Origin of the sequence: Microtetraspora glauca (assembly GCF_040656155.1) — a bacterium.
In the GTDB taxonomy this organism is placed as follows: domain Bacteria; phylum Actinomycetota; class Actinomycetes; order Streptosporangiales; family Streptosporangiaceae; genus Microtetraspora; species Microtetraspora glauca.
In genome coordinates this window covers 73,034-91,928 of record NZ_JBFALK010000009.1, presented here as the reverse complement: position 1 = coordinate 91,928, position 18,895 = coordinate 73,034, and the positions used below count along the sequence as shown (strand labels likewise).

Sequence of the window (18,895 nt, the reverse complement as noted above, 5' to 3'; positions counted from 1 at the left end):
AAACGCGGCAGGCGCCGGTGCCCCCCGCGGGGCACCGGCGCCTGCCGGATCGAACGGTGTGTGTTCAGCGGCCGGAACGGTTGCCGGAGTGGCCTCCGGCGCGACCGCCCGGACGGCCGCCCTGGCGGAAGCCACCGCCGCGCGGAGCGCGGAAGTCGCCCCGGCTGTCCGGACGGCGCTCGCCGCGGTAACCGTCACGGTGATGGCCCTCGTGGGGAGCGCCGCCGCGGTCCCCGGCGCGGTCGCCCTCACGGAAGCCGGCGCCACGCTGGTCCGGGCGGCCCTCGCCGTTCCCTCCACGCGACCGGTCGCCCCGGAAGCCGCCGTACGAACCCCGGTTGTCGCTCCAGGAACCGCGCGAGCGGTCCCCCTGGTAGCGGCGGTTGTCGCCGCCGTCACGGTCGCCGCGGAACGAACCGCCGTCACGGTCACCACGGTAGGCGGGACGGTCTCCCTGGTAGGCGGGACGGTCTCCCTGGTAGGCGCCCCGGCTGTCGCCGCGGAACGAACCGCCGTCGCGGTCGCCACGGAAGGGACGGCTCTCCCGATCGCCCCGGTAGGAACCGCCGTCACGGTCACCGCGGAACGGACGGTTGTCACGGTCGCCACGGAACGGGCGCGCTCCGTCGCGGGCCCCTCCGTGCTCCCGGCCCTGGAACGAGCGGTTCTCCTGGCTCCGGCTCTCGAAGCCCCGGTTCTCGGCGCCGGTGTGCTCGGCGACACGGTTCTCGGAGTCGCGCTCGTCACTCCCCCGGCCCTCGAAGCGCCGTCCACCGTCGCGGCCCGGACGGCTGTCGCGGTCGAACCGGCCCTCGAAGCGCCGTCCGCCGTCGCGGCGGTCGCCGAAGCGGCGGGAACGTCCCTCCCCGCCCTGGCCCTCACGGCGCGGACGCAGCGGCTTGCGCACGTCGGGCTCCCACACGGGGATCGCCTCGCCGCTGGGCTGACGCGCGCCGGCGACCTCGGTGAGCACCGAGTCACCGGGGCGAACCCGGTGGCGCGACGGGCTGATGCCCGCACGCCGGGTCATCGCGTCGGTGGAGCGGCGCTCGTTCGGCATGACGAGCGTCACGACGCTGCCGCTCTCGCCCGCGCGGGCCGTACGACCGCCGCGGTGCAGGTAGCTCTTGTGGTCCATCGGAGGATCGACGTGCAGCACGAGGCTGACGTCGTCGACGTGGATGCCGCGGGCGGCGACGTCGGTGCAGACGAGCACGCTCACGTTGCCCTCGCGGAACTCCCCGAGGATGCGGGTGCGCTGGTTCTGCCGCTTGCCTCCGTGCAGGCCGCCGGCGCGGATGCCGACCCGGGCGAGCTGCTTGACGACCCGGTCCACACCGTGCTGGGTGCGGACGAACAGGATCGTACGGCCCTCGCGGTTGGCGATCTCGGCCGTCACGTCGACCTTGTCGTCCCTGTGGACCTGGAAGAGGTGGTGCTCCATGGTCTCGACCGAGGAGGTCGCCGGGGCCAGCGAGTGCGTCACCGGGTCGGTGAGGAAGCGCTGGACCAGCTTGTCCACGTCACCGTCGAGGGTGGCGGAGAAGAGCAGCCGCTGGCTGTCGGAGGGGGTGGCGTCGAGGATCGCGCTCACCACGGGGAAGAAGCCGAGGTCGCACATGTGGTCGGCCTCGTCGAGCACGGTGACCTGGACGTCCTGGAGCGAGCACTCGCCCTGCTCCATGAGGTCGGTCAGGCGCCCGGGGGTGGCCACGACGATCTCGACGCCGCGCCGCAGCGCCTCGATCTGCCTGCCCATGGACATGCCGCCGACGACGGTCCTGGTACGCAGCGACAAGCCCCGGCCGAGCGGCTCCAGGGTGTCGGCCACCTGCAGGGCCAGCTCACGGGTGGGCACGAGGACGATGGCGCGCGGGCGCTTGGGCAGCGCGCGCTCCCCGGCGATGCGGGCCATGGTGGGCAGGCCGAAGGCGAGCGTCTTGCCGGAGCCGGTCTGGCCCCGGCCGAGCACGTCACGTCCGGCGAGCACGTCGGGGATGGCCGCGCTCTGGATGGGGAACGGCGCGGTGATGCCCTCCCTGGCCAGCCCGGAGACGAGCGGCCTCGGCAGGCCGAGCAGCGCGAAGCCGTTCGCCTGCTCGGCGTCGGGGGCCTCGGACGGCGCGGAGGAGACCGTGGAGGAATCCACGGACGAATCGGGGGAAATATGGCCAGCGTCAAGCATGGTCACGAGGTTCGTGCCTTTCATCGAAGATGACGTGTCGAAACACGGGGGCGCGTCACTTCTGCGAAAGGACGAGCCAGGACGGGTACGGCGTGGCCGTACTTCATACATTCATTCGGACGCAGGGGTGTTCAGGGCGGAGCTTCCAGGACTGCTTTCCTGGACGGACACAAAGTCCGGCGCCGCCGATTCATCCGGCGGGCTGGCCCCTGCGTCGGGCGGCAGTGCCACGCGATCTGCGCGTTGGTGATGCGGCACTGCGGTCAAACCGGCGACTTCGGCGTTCCCGCAGACGTGCAGGGCACTCGCGTCGATACGAGCGGCCTTGTCACGGACACCGTCATTCAAGTCGCTTCGGGCATAACGAGATGCAACCATACACCATTCCCCGGGACGTCAACATCACGACGAACGTCCCCGGCGCACGGCTGAACACGGCCGACCGGTCGGCCGATCATGCCGATGGTGCCGCCTCATCGTGCGTGACGCGGCACCATCGGTGGATCGGCCGGATGATCGGCCGGCGCGGCCCCTCAGGGGCCGTACGACCCGGGGTCAGACGTTGAACCCCAGCATGCGGAGCTGCTCGCGCCCCTCGTCGGTGATCTTGTCCGGGCCCCACGGCGGGAGCCACACCCAGTTGATCACGACGCTGGACACGAGGTCGGCGAGGGCCGAGTTTGCCTGGTCCTCGATGACGTCGGTCAGCGGGCAGGCGGCGCTGGTCAGCGTCATGTCGATCGTGGCGATCGGCTGCTCGCCCGCACCGGCGGGGTCGAGGTTAACTCCGTAGATCAGGCCGAGATCGACCACGTTGATCCCGAGCTCGGGGTCCACGACGTCCTTCAGCGCCTCCAGGACGTCGTCGAGGGAGGTCTCTCCGTCGAACGTCGCCGTGGGGGTCTCGGTCGGCTTGCTCACGCCATCCTCCTTACGTTCGTTCGAGGGGTCACGCCTGGCTCCGCAGTACCGCGTCCTTGTAGGCCATCCAGGACAGCAAAGCGCACTTGACCCGGGCGGGGAACTTGGCCACACCGGCGAAGGCCACGGCGTCACCGAGGACGTCCTCGTCCGCCTCGACCTGGCCCCGGCCCTGCATGAGCCGGGTGAACTCGTCGACGACGGAGAGGGACTCCTCGACCGTGGAGTCGGTGGCGAGCTCGTACAGGACGGAGGCGGCGGCCTGGCTGATCGAGCACCCCTGGCCGTCGTAGGAGACGTCCAGGACCTTGCCGCCGTCGCCCAGCTTCACCCGCAGGGTGACCTCGTCACCGCAGGTCGGGTTGACGTGGTGCACTTCGGCGTCGTACGGCTCACGCAGCCCGCGGCCCTGCGGATGCTTGTAGTGCTCCAGGATCAGCTCCTGGTACATGGATTCAGCGATCATGGCTCAGCCGAACACCTTCTGGACATGGTGGAGGCCGCGAACCAGAGCGTCGATCTCGGCCGTCGTGTTGTACAGGTAGAACGACGCCCGCGTGGTCGCCGGAATTCCGAACCGCAGGTGAAGCGGACGGGCGCAGTGGTGTCCTACCCGGACGGCGACGCCGAACACGTCGTCCAGGATCTGGCCGACGTCGTGCGGGTGGATGCCCTCCAGCGTGAAGGAGACCGTGCCGCCACGGGCGATGACCGTGCGCGGACCGATGATCCTCAGCCCCGGGATCTCCCGCAGCGCCTCCAGGGCGTAGCCGGTGAGCTCCCTCTCGTGCTGCTTGATCGCGTCCATGCCGATCGACGTGAGGTAGTCGACCGCGGCGCCGAGGCCGACGGCCTCCACGATCGGCGGCGTCCCCGCCTCGAACTTGTGCGGCAGCGGGGCGTAGGTCGAGCGGTCCATCCAGACCGCCTCGATCATCTCGCCGCCGCCGAGGAAGGGCGGCATGGCGTCGAGCAGCTCGCGGCGGCCCCAGAGCACGCCGATGCCGGACGGGCCGACCATCTTGTGCCCGGTGAAGGCGACGAAGTCGACGTCGAGGTCGTCCACGTCCACCCGCTGGTGGGGCACCGACTGGGAGGCGTCGACCATCATCAGCGCGCCGACCTCGCGGGCCCGCGCCAGGATCGGGGAGATCGAGTTGACCGTGCCGAGCACGTTCGACTGGTGCACGATCGAGACGATCTTCGTGCGCTCGTTGACCAGCTCGTCGAGGTCGTCCAGCGAGAGGCGGCCCTCGTCCGTGACGGAGAACCAGCGCAGCTTCGCGCCGGTGCGCTGCGCGAGCAGCTGCCACGGAACGATGTTGGAGTGGTGCTCCATCTCCGTGATGACGATCTCGTCGCCGGGGCCGACGCGGAACCTGTCATCGGTGTTGATGGGGTTGCCGAAGGCGTAGGCGACCAGGTTGATCGCTTCGGAGGCGTTCTTCGTGAAGATGACCTCGTCCCGCGACGGCGCGCCGATGAACCCGGCCACCTTGTCACGGGCGGCTTCGTACGCCTCGGTGGACTCGCTGCCGAGCGCGTGCAGGGCCCGGCCGACGTTGCTGTAGTGCTGGGCCAGGTGCTCGCGCATCGTGTCGATCACCTGGTTGGGCTTCTGGGAGGAGTTGCCCGAGTCGAGGTAGACCAGGGGCCGGCCGCCGGGCAGCTCGCGGGAGAGGATCGGGAAGTCCTTCCTGATCCTCTCCACGTCGAAGCTCGGAACGCTCATTACGCGGACGCCTTCACGTAGGCCTCGTATCCCTCGTCCTCCAGCTTGTCGGCGAGCTCGGGGCCGCCCTCCTCGACGATCCGGCCGCCGGCGAAGACGTGCACGAAGTCGGGCTGCACGTAACGCAGGATGCGGGTGTAGTGGGTGATCAGCAGCACGCCGGTGTCGCCGGAGGCGCGGAACCGGTTGATGCCTTCGGAGACGACGCGCAGCGCGTCGACGTCGAGGCCCGAGTCGGTCTCGTCCAGGACGGCGATCTTCGGCTTGAGCAGTTCGAGCTGGAGGATCTCGTGCCGCTTCTTCTCACCGCCGGAGAAGCCCTCGTTGGTGTTGCGCTGCGCGAAGGCCGAGTCGATGGACAGGGCGTCCATGCCGTTCTTCAGGTCCCTGGCGAAGTCACGGAGCTTCGGGGCCTCGCCGCGGACCGCGGTGACGGCGGAGCGCAGGAAGTTGGAGACGCTGACGCCGGGGACCTCGACGGGGTACTGCATCGCGAGGAACAAGCCGGCGCGGGCGCGCTCGTCCACCGACATGGCCAGCAGGTCCTCACCGTCGAGCAGCACGCTGCCGGAGGTGATGGTGTACTTCGGATGCCCCGCGACCGCGTAGGCGAGAGTGGACTTGCCGGAGCCGTTGGGCCCCATGATGGCGTGCGTCTCGCCCGCGCTGACGGTCAGGTTGACCCCGCGGAGGATCTCCTTGTCGCCGACGGCGACGTGCAGGTCACGAATCTCAAGGGTTGACACGTATTACTCCTTCGAGAGCGAGACGTACACGTCATCGCCGTCGATCTTGACTCGGTAGACGTTCACGGGCTTGGTGGCCGGCGGGCCGGTGGGCTTGCCGCTGCGCAGGTCGAAGCACGAGCCGTGCAGCCAGCACTCGAGGGTGTGGTCGTAGACGTCGCCCTCGCTCAGCTTCACCTCGGCGTGCGAGCACACGTCGTGCAGCGCGAAGACCTCACCGCCGGTGCGTACGAGCGCGACCGGGGTCTCCCCGACCTCGACGCCCAGGGCGCCGTCGTCGGGGATGTCGCTGACCTTGCAGACCTTCTCGAAACTCATCGCGCGAGCTCAGCCTCCACTGCGGACAGCACGCGCTCGCGGATCTCCTCGACCTCGATCTTCTCCAGGAGCTGGGCGAAGAAGCCGTGCACCACGAGGCGCCTGGCCTCGTCGTACGGGATGCCGCGGGCCTGCAGGTAGAAGATGTGCTCGTCGTCGAGACGGCCGGATGCGGAGGCGTGGCCCGCCCCGGCGACCTCGCCGGTGAGGATCTCCAGGTTCGGCACCGAGTCGGCGCGGGCGCCGTCGGTGAGGAGGAGGTTCCGGTTGAGCTCGTAGGTGTCGGTGCCCTCGGCCTCGGCCCGGATGATCACGTCGCCGATCCACACGGCGTGCGCTCCCTCGCCCTGCAGCGCACCCTTGTAGGTCACGTTGCTGCGGCAGTTGGGCACGGCGTGGTCGACCCACAGGCGGTGCTCCAGATGCTGCCCGGCGTCCACGAAGTAGAGGCCGGTCAGGTCGGCGTCGCCGCCCGGCGCGCTGTACGACACGGACGGCGAGAGCCGTACGAGGTCGCCGCCGAGGGTCACCACGAAGGACCGGAACGTCGCGTCCTTGCCCAGCTGGGCGTGGTGGTGGGAGACGTGGACGGCGCCGTCGGCCCAGTCCTGCAGGCTGACGACCTTGAGGGTGGCGCCCTCGCCGATCGCGAACTCGACGTTGTCGGCGTAGACGGCGCCGCCGGTGTGGTCCAGGACCAGCACCGCCTGGGCCATCGGCTCGACCTTGACCAGGATGTGGCCGAAGGCCGCCCCGTGGCCGGCGCCCTCCGCGAGGCCGCGCACGTTGACCACGGTCGGCCGGGAGGCCACGGTCTCCCGGGGCACCGTGATGATCGTCGCCTTCTCGAACGAGGCGTACGCCTGCGCGCTGACCCGGTCGGCCGGCACGTACGCCTGGCCGATCCTGGCGTCGTCGCGGCCGACCGTCTCGACGGTGACCTCGGGCGCCGCGTCCACGTCGATCACGACGTTCCCCGTGGGGGCGGCCGTGCCGTCGTGGAGTCCCTTGAGGCGGGACAGCGGCGTGAAGCGCCACTCCTCCTCGCGGCCGGTCGGCACCGGGAAGTCGGCCGGGTCGTACGAGGACTCCGCGTGGAGCTTGGACACCGGCATCGTTTCCAGACCCATCAGCCGACGGCCCCTTCCATCTGCAGCTCGATCAGGCGGTTCAACTCCAGGGCGTACTCCATCGGGAGCTCCCTGGCGATCGGCTCGACGAAGCCGCGCACGATCATCGCCATCGCCTCGTCCTCGTTCAGGCCGCGGCTCATGAGGTAGAAGAGCTGGTCCTCCGAGACCTTGGAGACCGTGGCCTCGTGTCCCATCGAGACGTCGTCCTCGCGGACGTCGACGTAGGGGTAGGTGTCGGAGCGGCTGATCTGGTCGACGAGCAGCGCGTCGCACTTCACCGTCGAGGCCGACCCGGCGGCGCCCTCCTCGATCTGCACGAGACCGCGGTAGGAGGTGCGGCCGCCGCCGCGGGCGACGGACTTGGACACGATCGTGCTCGACGTCTTCGGCGCGAGGTGCACCATCTTGGCGCCGGCGTCCTGGTGCTGCCCCTCACCGGCGAAGGCGACCGACAGGGTCTCGCCCTTGGCCCGCTCACCCATGAGGTAGACGGCGGGGTACTTCATCGTGACCTTGGAGCCGATGTTGCCGTCGATCCACTCCATGGTCGCGCCCTCGTACGCCACGGCGCGCTTGGTGACCAGGTTGTAGACGTTGTTCGACCAGTTCTGGATGGTCGTGTACCGGCAGCGGGCGCCCTTCTTCACGATGATCTCGACGACCGCGGAGTGCAGCGAGTCGGACGAGTAGATCGGCGCGGTGCAGCCCTCCACGTAGTGGACGTAGGAGTTCTCGTCCACGATGATCAGGGTGCGCTCGAACTGGCCCATGTTCTCGGTGTTGATCCGGAAGTAGGCCTGCAGCGGGATCTCCACGTTGACGTTCGGCGGGACGTAGATGAACGACCCTCCGGACCAGACCGCGGTGTTCAGCGAGGCGAACTTGTTGTCGCCGACCGGGATCACCGAGCCGAAGTACTCCTTGAAGAGCTCCTCGTGCTCCTTGAGGCCGGTGTCGGTGTCGACGAAGATGACGCCCTTCTCCTCAAGGTCCTCACGGATCTTGTGGTAGACGACCTCCGACTCGTACTGCGCGGCGACACCGGCGATGAGGCGCTGCTTCTCCGCCTCGGGGATGCCGAGCTTGTCGTAGGTGTTCTTGATGTCGGCGGGCAGCTCGTCCCAGGAGGCGGCCTGCTTCTCCGTGGAGCGCACGAAGTACTTGATGTTGTCGAAGTCGATGCCGGTGAGGTCCGAACCCCAGGTCGGCAGGGGCTTCTTCCCGAACAGCCGCAGGCCCTTGAGGCGCAGGTCCAGCATCCACTCCGGCTCGTTCTTGAGCGCGGAGATGTTGCGGACGACCTCCTCGGAGAGACCGCGGCGGGCCGCGGCACCGGCCACGTCCGAGTCGGCCCAGCCGAACTTGTAATTCCCGAGGCCTTCAAGCTCCGGGCGGTCGGTGACAGTCACCTTCCGGACTCCTTGCTCGTCGTTTCATGACTACGCGCGTGCCGTACGGCCAACGCGTGAGAACTCACGTGTGTGGTGCAGACCCCGTCGCCGTTGGCGATCGTGGCCAGTCGTTGCACCGGTGTGCCGAGAAGTTGCCCGAAGGCCTCCGTCTCGGCTTCGCACAGCTGCGGGAACGCCGCGGCCACGTGCGCGACCGGGCAGTGGTGCTGGCAGAGCTGCTCGCCCCCTTTGCCCGTCTCGGTCGCCGAGGCCGCGTAGCCCTCGGCGGACAGCGCCTCGGCCAGCACGCGGATCCGCTGGTCGGCGGGGACCTCGCGCATGACCGACTCCAGTCTGCTGACCAGGCCGGACACCTGTGCCCGCGCGAACTCGGACACGGCCTCGTCGCCCATGCGCTCGGCCAGGAAGCGCAGCGCGCTGCCCGCCAGGTCGTCATAGGCGTGGACGAAGGTGCTGCGACCCGCGTCGGTGATCGCGAACAGCTTCGCCGGCCTGCCCCTGCCCCGCTGGCCGCGCGGCCGTGCCGTACGGGGTTCGATCATCCCGTCGGCGAGCAGCGCGTCCAGGTGACGGCGGACGGCGGCGGGCGTGAGCCCCAGCCGTTCGCCCAGGGAAGCGGCCGTCACCGGGCCGTGTTCCAGGATGAGACGCGCGACCCGCGCGCGTGTGCCCCGCTCGGCCGACAGATGGGCGGCGGAGGCGTTCGCGGCGGACGTGTTCCCGGACGTGTTCCCGGCTGTGCTCTCGGACGCGCCGGATCGCCGCGCGGTGGCGGAGTTCTCGGCGTACGTCTTCCCGGGCACGTATTTCACAACATCAGTGTGCCGTAATTCCTTCCCGCGCCACAAATGAAGAGGGAGCCGTCCGGAATGCAATTTGTCACGCAGGGTAGCCTTACCTAACCTGCTCGGACGGGCCCCGGCACGCGCGAGGAGACCTCCGGCGGCGGAGGCACGCCGTCGCCTCCCTAGACTCGTTTCGTCAAGAAGTGTGTCCCATCTGGCTGGGGGGAGGCCGGTAGCGTGGGGACTGCTGGCCACTGTGTGCCCCGGTGTCTGCCATGGTGCGGACGGCAGGCAGGAGAACCATGATGCCGGACGCCGCGAACACGCGATCCGCGGGAGACGCGGCCAGCGCTCCCGCGGTCGAGGTGCGCGACCTCGTCAAACGCTACGGTCGCACCACCGCGATCGACGGGCTGACGCTGTCCTGCGCCCGCGGCGAGGTCACCGCGATCCTCGGCCCCAACGGCGCGGGCAAGACGTCCACGATCGAGATCTGCGAGGGATTCCGCCGACCGGACGGGGGCTCCGTGCGCGTGCTCGGCCGCGACCCGTCCGACTCCGCCCTGAAGGCGCGGGTCGGCGTGATGCTCCAGAGCGGAGGGGTGCCGCCCGCGATGCGCGCCGGGGAGTGGCTGCGCCTCATGGCCCGCTTCCACGCGCACCCGCTCGACCCGGCCGCGCTCCTCGATCGCCTCGGCCTGAGCGAGCACGCCCGTACGCCGTACCGGCGACTGTCCGGCGGGCAGCAGCAGCGGCTGTCGCTGGCCGGGGCCATCGTGGGGCGGCCGGAGCTGGTCTTCCTCGACGAGCCGACGGCGGGCCTGGACCCGCAGGCCAGGTACGCCTGCTGGGACGTCGTCACCGGACTGCGCGAGGCCGGGGTGTCCGTCGTCCTCACCACGCACTACATGGACGAGGCGGAGAAGCTCGCCGACCAGGTGATCATCATCGACCATGGGCGGGTCGTCGCCACCGGAACCCCCGCGACGCTGACCGGCGCGGAGCGCCAGCTCCGGTTCCGGGCCCGTCCCGGGCTGAACCTGGACGAGCTGCTCAGCGCCCTGCCGCAGGGAAGCGCCGCCAAGGAGTCGCCCGCCGGGCACTACATCATCGAGGGTCAGGTCGCCCCCGGACTGCTCGCGACGGTCACCGCGTGGTGCGCGAGCGAGGGCGTCACCACCGAGGACCTCAGCATCGAGCGGCGCACCCTCGAAGACGTCTTCCTCGAACTCACCGGCCGGGAGCTGCGATGACCCCCCTCAGGCGGGGCCAGGCGCGGCCGGCCTCCTCCGATCGGACCACGTGATGACCTCGACGCTCGACTTCGCCCCCCGTCCGGGGGCGGCCCCGCTGCCGCGGATGGTGCTGGCGCAGGCGGGCGCGGAGATGCGCGCCATGCTGCGCAACGGCGAGCAGCTGCTGCTCACCCTGATCATCCCCGTGCTGCTGCTCGTCGGCTTCTCACGGGCGCCCCTGATCAGCGTGGACGGCACCCGCGTCGACTTCGTCACCCCCGGCGTGCTCGCGCTCGCGGTCATGTCGACGGCCTTCACCGGCCAGGCGATCGCGACCGGGTTCGAACGCCGGTACGGCGTGCTCAAGCGCCTGGGCGCCACGCCCCTGTCCCGGCCGGGGCTGATGTTCGCCAAGACCACCGCGGTCCTCGGCGTCGAGGCGATCCAGGTCGCGGTGATCACCGTGGTCGCGCTGCTGATGGGGTGGTCCCCGCACGGCGACCCGCTCTGGATCGCGCTGCTCATCGTGCTCGGCACGGCCGCGTTCAGCGGGCTCGGCCTGCTGATCGCCGGCACGCTCAGGGCCGAGGCCACGCTGGCCGCGGCCAACCTCGTCTACCTCGTCCTGCTGGGGCTCGGCGGCGTCGTGTTCCCGGTCGCCACGTTCCCGGAGGGCGTCCGCCCGATCCTGGAGCTCCTGCCCATCACCGCGCTGACGAACGGCATGCGCTCGGTGCTGGCCTCCGGCGGCGGGTTCCCCACCGGCCCGGTGCTCGTGTTGCTCGTGTGGGCGGTGGTCACGCTCGGGCTGGCCGGCCGCACCTTCCGCTGGGAGTAGGCGCCCGGGAGAGGGCCGGGGAACGGCGCCGGGGAGAACGGCACGGAGGCGAGCACGGCGGACGAGCCCGACCTCGGTGCCATGCGGCTCAGACCGAGGCGATAGGTTCTGCGCTCGGATCGAGTGGTCGGCGCCGGTACGAGGCGGTCGACGAACGTGGGAGGTGGCGGCCGGATGACGGCTGAACCCGTGTGGGGGGCGGCGGAGCCGTACCGGATCAGGCCGTTCCGCGCCCGGCGGGCCGGGGCCGGTCCCGGCGCGCTGCTGCGGGCGGCGTCGGACTCGATCCCGCCGCCCGGCCTGGTGCTGCTCGCGATCCTGTCCGTGCAGGTCGGCGCCGGGCTGGCCAAGAACCTCTTCGCCGAGCTGTCGCCGAGCGCCGTGGTGTTCCTGCGGATCGCGATCGGCGCGCTCATCCTCGTGCCGGTGGCCCGACCCCGCCTGCGGGGTCTCACCCGGCGCGACCTCGCCGTCGGCGCCGCCTTCGGACTCAGCCTCGGCCTGATGAACCTGTCGTTCTACGAGGCGCTGGCCCGGCTGCCCATGGGGATCGCGGTCGCGATCGAGTTCATCGGGCCGCTCACCGTGGCGGTCGTCGCCTCCCGGCGGCGGCTCGACCTCCTCTGGGTGGCGCTGGCCGGCGCCGGGGTGATCCTGCTCGCGCCGTGGGGCGGGGCGGACGGCGCCGACTGGGTGGGCATCGGATTCGCCGCGCTCGCGGGCGCCCTGTGGGCCGCCTACATCGTGCTGTCGGCGGCCACCGGCGCCCGGTTCCCCGGGTCCAGCGGGCTCGCGCTCGCCATGGTCGTCGCCACCATCGCCGTCGCCCCGGTGGGGGTGGCCTCCGGCGGCGCCGATCTGCTGCGCCCCGAGATCCTGCTGCTGGGGGCCGGGGTCGGGCTGCTCTCCTCGGTCATCCCGTACTCGATCGAGCTGGAGGCCCTGCGGAGGATGCCGAAGCGGGTCTTCGGCATCCTCATGAGCCTCGAACCCGCCGTCGCCGCGATGGTCGGCCTTCTCGTGCTCGGCGAGTTCCTCGAGGTGCGCGAGTGGGCGGCGATCGGCTGCGTCGTCATCGCCTCCATCGGCGCGACCAGATCCGGCTGAACCGGGCACCGGTCGGGCGGGCCTACGCTCCCGGATTCCCCGGCTGTCCGGCGCTCTCCGGCCGCTCCAGGCTCTCGGGCTTGTCGGCCCAGATGCCGCGCACGTGCTGGATGTGGTGGCTCATGACGCGCTCCGCCGCTCCCGCGTCGCCCCGGACGAGGGCGTCCACGATGCTGACGTGTTCGCGGGCCGAGTTGATCAGGGTGCCGCGCTCCGACAGGCCGCGCAGGCCGTACAGGCGGGCCCGGCCGCGCAGGTCGCGGATCACCTCGACGAGGTGCGTGTTGCCGGACAGGCTCAGCAGCCCCAGGTGGAAGCGCATGTCGGCGTTGACGTAGGCGATCAGGTCGCCGCTCCGCGCCGCCGCGACGATCTCCTCCGCGACCGGCCGCAGCTCCTCGAAGTCGGCGGCCGCGCGGGTGCCCGCCAGCCGGGCCACCGTCGGGACCTCGATGAGCTGGCGGATCTCGGTGATCTCGTCGAGATCGCGGTCGGTCATCTCGGTCACCCGGAAACCCTTGTTGCGCACAGCCTCGACCAGGCCCTCCTTGGCCAGGTCGAGCATCGCCTCGCGTACGGGGGTCGCGGACACGCCGAACTGCGCGGCGAGCACCGGCGCGGAGTAGACCACGCCCGGCCGCATCTCGCCCGCGACCAGGGCGTCCCGCAGCGCCTGTGCCACCTGCTCGCGCAGGCTCTGCCGCTCGCCCACCAACGGCAGGCCGAGCCCGTCCGCGGCCGAAGGCGCCATGTCCCCACCCTCTTTCGTGCTCACTGGAGATCTCCCCGCCGGGAGGTCCACGCCTCGTACGCGGCGGCGGCGACCACAAGGTCCTGCCAGGCCATGCCCACGCTTTTGAAGACGCGGGGGCCCGAACCGGGGTCAACACGGCCGGCGACGAGTTCGGCGAGGTTCCCGGCGAGATGGTCAGCCGTGATCCTACCGTCCCGTATCGGGACGACCAGGTCCCCGGCCTCCGTCAGGGCCGCGGAGCGGGCCTCCACGACGACGACCGCCCGGGCGACGAGGTCGTCGTCCAGCTCGCGCGCGCCGGGTTCGTGCGATCCGACGGCCACGACCACGGCGCCGTCGCGGACCAGACGGCCGGGGAACAGCGGGGTTCTCGCGGTCGTGCAGCAGGCGATCAGGTCGGCCTCCTCGACCGCCCGGTGCCACGCCGGATCCGACGCGGGATGGGAGCGGGCGGTCAGCCCCTCGGCGGCGCAGCGCTCCGCCAGCCGGGCCGCGCCGCCGGGATCGCGGGCCACCACGGTGACCCGATCCACCGGCCGCTCCTCCCGCAGGGCCGCCACGTGCCCCCACGCCTGCGGGCCGCTGCCGAACACCACCAGCGACCGGGCGTCCGGCGACGCGAGACGCCGTACGGCGAGCGCCGAGACCGCGGGCGTGCGCAGCGAGGTCAGCGCCGTGCCGTCCATCGTCGCCACGGGGCTCAGCGTGGCGGCGTCGAGAAGCAGGTGGACGGCCTGGATCCGGGGCAGCCCGCGCCTGGGGTTGTCCGGCGCCACCGTCGCGATCTTGACGCCCGCGTACGCCCCCCAGAACGCGGGCATGAGGAGGAGCTGCCCCGCCGGAACGTCGACGACCGGCCGCGGCGGGGTCGTCTCGGGGTCGAGCCCGCCGCGCAGCGCGTCCTCCAGAGCCTGGACGGCCCGGCCCGGCGGCACGAGCCCGCGCACCGTATCCCCGTCCAGATAGGGCAGCCCGTCGTCCAGGTGGGGCACTCCGTTCATCCGCCCATCCCCCTCATCTCGCCCCCGCGTCTCGCGTCCTCGTCTCGTCCCGCCCGCGTCACCGGAGGGTGAATCCGGTGCCGAGGGGATCCCGGGGGTCGAGCGTGAACCGGTGCTCCCCGGTGCGGAACGCCGTGCCCTCGATCTCCGGGACGATCGCGGGCCGTCCCGCCTCCTCGGTCACCGCGGCCACGCTCGCCAGGAACACGCTGCCCGCGATGCCCTCGTGCCGCAGGGTGACCGTCCTCGGGTCGGGGTGGTCCCCGGCGAGCAGCGCCAGCCGCGCGGCGGTGCCGGACCCGCACGGGGACCGGTCGACCTCCCCGTCCGCGAAGACGGTCACGTTGCGCTGGTGGTACCGGTCGCCGTCCGACCCGAGATCGTCGTGGAAGATCACGCCGTAGATGCCGGAGAGCCGGTCGTCCACGGGATGCCGCGCCGACGGGTGCCCGGCCAGGTCGGCCTTGATCGCCCGGCCGAGGGCGATCAACTCGGTGAGGTCTCCCGGGGTCACCGCGAGGCCGAAGGCGGCGGCCGGGACGGAGGCGTAGATGGCTCCGCCGTACGCCACGTCCACCGCGGTCCCGAGCGCGGGCACGTCGCGGGCGACGGTGTAGGACGGCACGTTGCGGAACGTCACCGCCTCGACCCGCCCGCCCGCGCAGCGCACCCGCGCGAGCACCCGGCCCGACGGGACGTCCACCGCGACGCCGGTCTCGCCGTCGGGGTCCGCCGGCACCAGGCCGTACTCCACGGCGTAGGCGCCGAGGGCGATGGTGCCGTGCCCGCACGCCGTGGAGTAGCCGTCCTTGTGCCAGAACAACACGCCCAGGTGGGCTCCGTCGTCGGGCGGGACGAGGAAGCAGCCGTACATGTCGGCGTGGCCGCGCGGCTCGTGGCAGAGCAGCCGCCGCACGGCGTCCACCTCGGGAGCGGCGGCGGCCGTCCTGCGGTCCAGCACCGTCGCGCCGGGGATGTCCGGCGCTCCGGAGACCACGATCCGGAACGGCTCGCCGCCGGTGTGGTAGTCGACCGTACGGACGTCCCGGCTCGTCTCCATCCGGGCGGGCGCCCATGCCGCGCTCCCCGCGTTCATCCCTGTGCTCACTCCGATGTCCGTTCCCGTTCCAGCGCTCGCCCCATGTCCATCACAGGCATGTCCATCACGCGCGGGCCCATCACACGCCGCCCAGGTACGCCTCGGCGACCCGCGTGTCCTCGCGCAGGTCGGCGGCCGTCCCCGTCAGGACGCATGTCCCGTTCTCGATGACGTATCCCCGGTGCGCGATCTTCAGCGCGGCCCTGGCGTTCTGCTCGACCAGCAGCACCGCCGTGCCCTCGGCGTTGATCTCCCTGATCACGTCCATCACGGCGGCGACCACCAGCGGGGCCAGGCCCATGGACGGCTCGTCGAGCAGCAGCAGGCGGGGTCCGGTGACCAGCGCGCGGCCGATGGCGAGCATCTGCTGCTCGCCGCCGGACAACGTGCCGCCCTGCTGACCGCTCCGCTCGGCCAGGCGGGGCAGCAGCGCGTACACCCGGTCGATCCGCCGCCGGACCTCGGCCTGGTCGCCCACCGCGTACCCGCCGAGCAAGAGGTTGTCGTGGACGCTGAGCGTGCTGAACACCCGCCGGCCCTCGGGGACGTGCACCAGGCCGAGCCGGACGATCGCGCTCGGCTTGGCGCCGGTGATGTCACGCCCCTCGTAGGCCACCCGTCCCGCGCTGGGCCGGACCAGTCCGGACACGGCCGACAGGGTCGTCGTCTTGCCCGCGCCGTTGTTGCCGAGCAGGGCGACGACCTCGCCCTCCCCGACGGTCAGGGACAGCCCGCGCAGCGCGTGGACGCCGCCGTAGTGGACGTCCAGCCCGTCGACCTCAAGCGCCGCCATCGCGTCCTCCCGCCACGCTCGCCCTGGCCTCCTCGATCTCGGCCTCGTCGGCGTCCCTGCCGAGGTACGCCTCGACGACCTCGGGATCGCGCCGCACCTCGTCCGGGGGCCCGTCGGCGATCTCCCGCCCGAAGTTGAGCACGACCACCCGCTGCGAGACGTCCATCACCAGCCCCATGTCGTGCTCGATCAGGACGATCGCGACGCCGAGCTCGCGGACGCGGCGGATGAGGTCGAGCGTCTCGGCCTTCTCGCCGTGGTTGAGGCCGGCCGCGGGCTCGTCCAGCAGCAGCAGGTCGGGTTCACGGGCGAGCGCCCTGGCGATCTCCACCCGCCGCTGCTCGCCGTACGGCAGGGCGCGGGCGGGGCCGTACCTGTCGCCGCGCAGCCCGACGAAGTCGAGCCAGTGGTGGGCCTGCTCGGTGCTCTCCCGCTCGCCCCTGCGGTAGCGCGGGGTGTGCAGCAGCGCGTCGAAGACGTTCTGCCTGATCCGCAGGTGGGTGCCCGCCCTGACGTTGTCGAGGACGGACATCTCGCCGAAGAGACGAAGGTTCTGGAACGTCCGCGCCACGCCGAGCGCGGCCACCGCCGAGGGCCGCAGCCCGGTGATGTCACGCCCGCGCAGCCGTACGGCTCCCGCGGTCGGCCGGTAGAAGCCGGTCACGCAGTTGAACGCGGAGGTCTTGCCCGCGCCGTTGGGGCCGATCACCGAGACGATCTCGGCCTCGCCGACGCCGAAGGACAGCCCGTCGATGGCGAGCACGCCGCCGAAGGAGAGCCGCAGGTCCTCGACGGACAGCAGCGGGGCGTTCGCTGTGCTCTTCACTGTGCTGTTCACTGGGCGGCCTCCCGGGACCTGGCCGGCCACAGACCCTGCGGCCGGACCAGCATCACGATGATCAGCAGCACGCCGAAGGCGAGGTAGCGGTAGTCGGCCAGGTCACGCAGCAGCTCGGGCAGCACGCTGATGACCACGGCGCCGACGACGACGCCCCTGATCGAGCCCATGCCGCCGAGCACGACGGCCATCAGCACCAGCGCGGACTGCAGGAACGTGAAGCTCGTCGGCGAGATCGCCGACAGGTGCGCTCCGAACAGGACCCCGGCCAGCCCGCCCCAGATCGCCCCGGCGACGTAGGCCGCCATCTTGACCTTGTAGGTGTGCACGCCCATGGCCTCGGCGGCGTCCTCGTCCTCGCGGACGAACCGCCACGCCCGGCCCAGGCGCGACCGGCCCAGCCGGGCGGCACCGACCACGGCGAGCGCGACGATCAGCACGGTCACGTAGTAGAAGGAGACCGGGCCCCCGGTCAGCCCGGGGATGCCGTAGATCCCGGACGGCCCCCCGGTCACGTCGAGGTTGTTCGCGGTCACCCGGATGATCTCGCCGAAGCCCAGCGTGACGATCGCCAGGTAGTCGCTGCGCAGCCGGAGCGTCGGGGCCCCGATGACCAGGCCGGCGATCACGGTGACCACCAGCACGGCGGGCAGCGTGGCGACCAGCGGCAGCCCCAACCGGGTGGACAGCACCCCGCTCGTGTACGCGCCGACCGCGAAGAAGGCGACGTAGCCGAGGTCGAGCAGGCCGCAGTAGCCGACGACGATGTTGAGCCCGGCCGCCAGCATCACGAAGATGGCGGCGCTGGTCATCACCGACAGCGCGTACGGCGTGGCGTTGACGAAGGGCGCGAGCAGCGCGACGAGCAGCCCGGCTAGCCCGGCCCACCGGTTGTCCATCAGCCGCGACGCGATCGAGCGCGGCCCGGCGCCACGGGGTCCGGTGCGGCGGGGCGGGATGCCCCTGCTGGGAGTGCCTGTGGCGGGAGTGCCCGTGGCGGGAGTGCCTGTGGTGGGAGTGCCCGTGGCGGGAGTGCCTGTGGTGGTGTCGGAGGCGGGGCCGGCGCCGGTGGGCGCCTGGTCCCCCGGCCCGGTCACACCCGCTCCGTGACGCGTTCGCCGAGCAGGCCGGTCGGCCGCACGGTCAGGAACAGGATGAGCACGCCGAAGGCGAAGACGTCCCGCCACTCGCCGCCCAGCCAGAAGGTGCCGAACGATTCGAGCAGGCCGAGGAGCAGCCCGCCCAGCATGGTGCCGGGGATGTTGCCGATGCCGCCGATCACGGCCGCCGTGAACGCCTTGAGGCCGATCAGGAAGCCCATCATGAAGTCGATCTTTCCGTAGTGGGCGCCGGCCATGACTCCGGCGGCGCCGGCGAGGGCGGAGCCGAGGAAGAACGTCCGGGAGATGACGGCGTCCACGTCGATCCCCATGAGCGCGGCGGCCTTGGGGTCGAGCGCGACGGCCCGCATGGCCCGCCCTTCCCTGGAGCGGGTGACGAGCAGGTTGAGGCCGATCATGAGGAGGACGGCCACGGCGACCAGGGCGAGCTGCTGGAGGGTGACGCGGGCGCCGAACACCTCCAGCGAGGTGCCGCCCAGCCGCACCGGGTAGACGCGGGGGTCGGCGCCCGAGGCGGCCCGCATGCCGTACTCCAGGGCGAAGGAGGCGCCGACCGCGGTGATGAGCAGCGAGAGGCGCGGGGCGCCGCGGAGCCGGCGGTAGGCCACCCGCTCCAGCAGCACCCCGGCCAGGCCGGTGACGCCCATGGTGAGTACGAGCACGAAGAGCAGCAGGGGCAGGGCCATGCCCGCGGACACGCCACCGGCCGCGCCGAGGACGGCGAAGCCGATGAACGCGCCGAGCATGTACAGGTCGCCGTGGGCGAAGTTGAGCAGCTTGATGATCCCGTAGACCATGCTGTAGCCGAGCGCCACGAGCGCGTAGAACGACCCGACGAAGAGTCCGTTCCAGACCAACTGTGACATGTCACGATTCC

General features: G+C 71.5%; 19 protein-coding genes. 3 read left to right on the top strand and 16 right to left on the bottom strand.

What is annotated here, in order from left to right:
• Window positions 1–64: 64 nt before the first annotated feature.
• The 9 genes from AB0I59_RS17940 to AB0I59_RS17900 form a co-directional block, all read right to left on the bottom strand.
• The gene (locus tag AB0I59_RS17940; protein WP_435831002.1) at window positions 65–2,185 is read right to left on the bottom strand and encodes a DEAD/DEAH box helicase; all 2,121 of its coding nucleotides are present in this window, start codon (window positions 2,183–2,185) and stop codon (window positions 65–67) included.
• Between the two features lie 555 nt (window positions 2,186–2,740).
• Window positions 2,741–3,106 carry a metal-sulfur cluster assembly factor gene (locus AB0I59_RS17935; RefSeq protein WP_358133982.1) on the bottom strand — a complete coding sequence of 122 codons (366 nt, stop codon included), beginning with the start codon at window positions 3,104–3,106 and terminating at the stop codon, window positions 2,741–2,743.
• A gap of 28 nt (window positions 3,107–3,134) precedes the next feature.
• Window positions 3,135–3,572 carry a Fe-S cluster assembly sulfur transfer protein SufU gene (gene sufU, locus AB0I59_RS17930; RefSeq protein WP_061255589.1) on the bottom strand — a complete coding sequence of 146 codons (438 nt, stop codon included), beginning with the start codon at window positions 3,570–3,572 and terminating at the stop codon, window positions 3,135–3,137.
• Between the two features lie 3 nt (window positions 3,573–3,575).
• A complete protein-coding gene (locus AB0I59_RS17925) occupies window positions 3,576–4,838 on the bottom strand; it encodes a cysteine desulfurase (protein ID WP_358133979.1) in 1,263 nt (420 codons plus the stop codon).
• Window positions 4,838–5,584 (bottom strand): Fe-S cluster assembly ATPase SufC, encoded by a 747-nt coding sequence (sufC, locus tag AB0I59_RS17920; RefSeq protein WP_061255587.1) that lies wholly within the window; start codon window positions 5,582–5,584, stop codon window positions 4,838–4,840. The genes AB0I59_RS17925 and sufC overlap by 1 nt, the downstream gene beginning before the upstream one ends.
• 3 nt (window positions 5,585–5,587) lie before the next feature.
• Window positions 5,588–5,902: a non-heme iron oxygenase ferredoxin subunit gene (locus AB0I59_RS17915; RefSeq protein ID WP_061255586.1), complete on the bottom strand. Its 315-nt coding sequence runs from the start codon at window positions 5,900–5,902 to the stop codon at window positions 5,588–5,590.
• Window positions 5,899–7,032 carry a Fe-S cluster assembly protein SufD gene (gene sufD, locus AB0I59_RS17910; protein ID WP_061255585.1) on the bottom strand — a complete coding sequence of 378 codons (1,134 nt, stop codon included), beginning with the start codon at window positions 7,030–7,032 and terminating at the stop codon, window positions 5,899–5,901. Before sufD ends, AB0I59_RS17915 begins: the two co-directional genes overlap by 4 nt.
• Window positions 7,032–8,444, bottom strand: a complete 1,413-nt coding sequence (gene sufB / locus AB0I59_RS17905; RefSeq protein WP_061255584.1) for a Fe-S cluster assembly protein SufB — start codon at window positions 8,442–8,444, stop codon at window positions 7,032–7,034. Before sufB ends, sufD begins: the two co-directional genes overlap by 1 nt.
• A complete protein-coding gene (locus AB0I59_RS17900) occupies window positions 8,441–9,133 on the bottom strand; it encodes a helix-turn-helix transcriptional regulator (protein ID WP_228640155.1) in 693 nt (230 codons plus the stop codon). Before AB0I59_RS17900 ends, sufB begins: the two co-directional genes overlap by 4 nt.
• A 401-nt stretch (window positions 9,134–9,534) precedes the next feature.
• Between AB0I59_RS17900 and AB0I59_RS17895 the strand changes: the two genes are divergently transcribed.
• The 3 genes from AB0I59_RS17895 to AB0I59_RS17885 all read left to right on the top strand — a co-directional run bounded on the left by AB0I59_RS17895 (window position 9,535) and on the right by AB0I59_RS17885 (window position 12,412).
• Window positions 9,535–10,485, top strand: coding sequence for an ABC transporter ATP-binding protein (locus tag AB0I59_RS17895; RefSeq protein ID WP_358133974.1), 951 nt, complete (start codon window positions 9,535–9,537; stop codon window positions 10,483–10,485).
• Window positions 10,486–10,537: 52 nt separating this feature from the next.
• Window positions 10,538–11,305, top strand: coding sequence for an ABC transporter permease (locus tag AB0I59_RS17890; RefSeq protein WP_358133971.1), 768 nt, complete (start codon window positions 10,538–10,540; stop codon window positions 11,303–11,305).
• 174 nt (window positions 11,306–11,479) lie between these two features.
• Window positions 11,480–12,412 carry an EamA family transporter gene (locus AB0I59_RS17885; RefSeq protein ID WP_082776867.1) on the top strand — a complete coding sequence of 311 codons (933 nt, stop codon included), beginning with the start codon at window positions 11,480–11,482 and terminating at the stop codon, window positions 12,410–12,412.
• Window positions 12,413–12,434: 22 nt separating this feature from the next.
• Here AB0I59_RS17885 and AB0I59_RS17880 read toward each other — a convergent pair whose 3' ends face one another.
• The 7 genes from AB0I59_RS17880 to AB0I59_RS17850 all read right to left on the bottom strand — a co-directional run bounded on the left by AB0I59_RS17880 (window position 12,435) and on the right by AB0I59_RS17850 (window position 18,884).
• Entirely contained in the window at window positions 12,435–13,187 is a 753-nt protein-coding gene (locus tag AB0I59_RS17880; RefSeq protein WP_358133968.1) for a GntR family transcriptional regulator, read from the bottom strand.
• Window positions 13,184–14,167, bottom strand: coding sequence for an ornithine cyclodeaminase family protein (locus AB0I59_RS17875; RefSeq protein WP_061255580.1), 984 nt, complete (start codon window positions 14,165–14,167; stop codon window positions 13,184–13,186). The genes AB0I59_RS17880 and AB0I59_RS17875 overlap by 4 nt, the downstream gene beginning before the upstream one ends.
• Before the next feature lie 58 nt (window positions 14,168–14,225).
• Window positions 14,226–15,275 (bottom strand): proline racemase family protein, encoded by a 1,050-nt coding sequence (locus tag AB0I59_RS17870; RefSeq protein ID WP_358133966.1) that lies wholly within the window; start codon window positions 15,273–15,275, stop codon window positions 14,226–14,228.
• Window positions 15,276–15,345: 70 nt separating this feature from the next.
• On the bottom strand, window positions 15,346–16,059 hold the full coding sequence (locus AB0I59_RS17865; protein ID WP_358133963.1) for an ABC transporter ATP-binding protein: 714 nt from the start codon (window positions 16,057–16,059) through the stop codon (window positions 15,346–15,348).
• Complete coding sequence (locus tag AB0I59_RS17860) at window positions 16,046–16,897, bottom strand: ABC transporter ATP-binding protein (RefSeq protein ID WP_082776866.1); 852 nt, start codon at window positions 16,895–16,897, stop codon at window positions 16,046–16,048. Before AB0I59_RS17860 ends, AB0I59_RS17865 begins: the two co-directional genes overlap by 14 nt.
• The gene (locus AB0I59_RS17855) at window positions 16,894–17,994 is read right to left on the bottom strand and encodes a branched-chain amino acid ABC transporter permease (protein ID WP_358133960.1); all 1,101 of its coding nucleotides are present in this window, start codon (window positions 17,992–17,994) and stop codon (window positions 16,894–16,896) included. The genes AB0I59_RS17860 and AB0I59_RS17855 overlap by 4 nt, the downstream gene beginning before the upstream one ends.
• Window positions 17,991–18,884: a branched-chain amino acid ABC transporter permease gene (locus AB0I59_RS17850; protein WP_061255577.1), complete on the bottom strand. Its 894-nt coding sequence runs from the start codon at window positions 18,882–18,884 to the stop codon at window positions 17,991–17,993. The genes AB0I59_RS17855 and AB0I59_RS17850 overlap by 4 nt, the downstream gene beginning before the upstream one ends.
• Window positions 18,885–18,895 lie beyond the last annotated feature (11 nt).

Excerpts from the sequence above, each read along its gene's own strand:
- AB0I59_RS17895 (WP_358133974.1), top strand. The coding sequence starts at position 9,535 with ATGATGCCGGACGCCGCGAACACGCGATCCGCGGGAGACGCGGCCAGC.
- AB0I59_RS17915 (WP_061255586.1), bottom strand. The coding sequence starts at position 5,902 with ATGAGTTTCGAGAAGGTCTGCAAGGTCAGCGACATCCCCGACGACGGC.
- AB0I59_RS17940 (WP_435831002.1), bottom strand. The coding sequence starts at position 2,185 with ATGCTTGACGCTGGCCATATTTCCCCCGATTCGTCCGTGGATTCCTCC.
- AB0I59_RS17890 (WP_358133971.1), top strand. The coding sequence starts at position 10,538 with ATGACCTCGACGCTCGACTTCGCCCCCCGTCCGGGGGCGGCCCCGCTG.
- AB0I59_RS17850 (WP_061255577.1), bottom strand. The coding sequence starts at position 18,884 with ATGTCACAGTTGGTCTGGAACGGACTCTTCGTCGGGTCGTTCTACGCG.
- AB0I59_RS17875 (WP_061255580.1), bottom strand. The coding sequence starts at position 14,167 with ATGAACGGAGTGCCCCACCTGGACGACGGGCTGCCCTATCTGGACGGG.
- sufD (WP_061255585.1), bottom strand. The coding sequence starts at position 7,032 with ATGGGTCTGGAAACGATGCCGGTGTCCAAGCTCCACGCGGAGTCCTCG.
- AB0I59_RS17865 (WP_358133963.1), bottom strand. The coding sequence starts at position 16,059 with ATGGCGGCGCTTGAGGTCGACGGGCTGGACGTCCACTACGGCGGCGTC.
- AB0I59_RS17925 (WP_358133979.1), bottom strand. The coding sequence starts at position 4,838 with ATGAGCGTTCCGAGCTTCGACGTGGAGAGGATCAGGAAGGACTTCCCG.
- sufU (WP_061255589.1), bottom strand. The coding sequence starts at position 3,572 with ATGATCGCTGAATCCATGTACCAGGAGCTGATCCTGGAGCACTACAAG.
- AB0I59_RS17885 (WP_082776867.1), top strand. The coding sequence starts at position 11,480 with ATGACGGCTGAACCCGTGTGGGGGGCGGCGGAGCCGTACCGGATCAGG.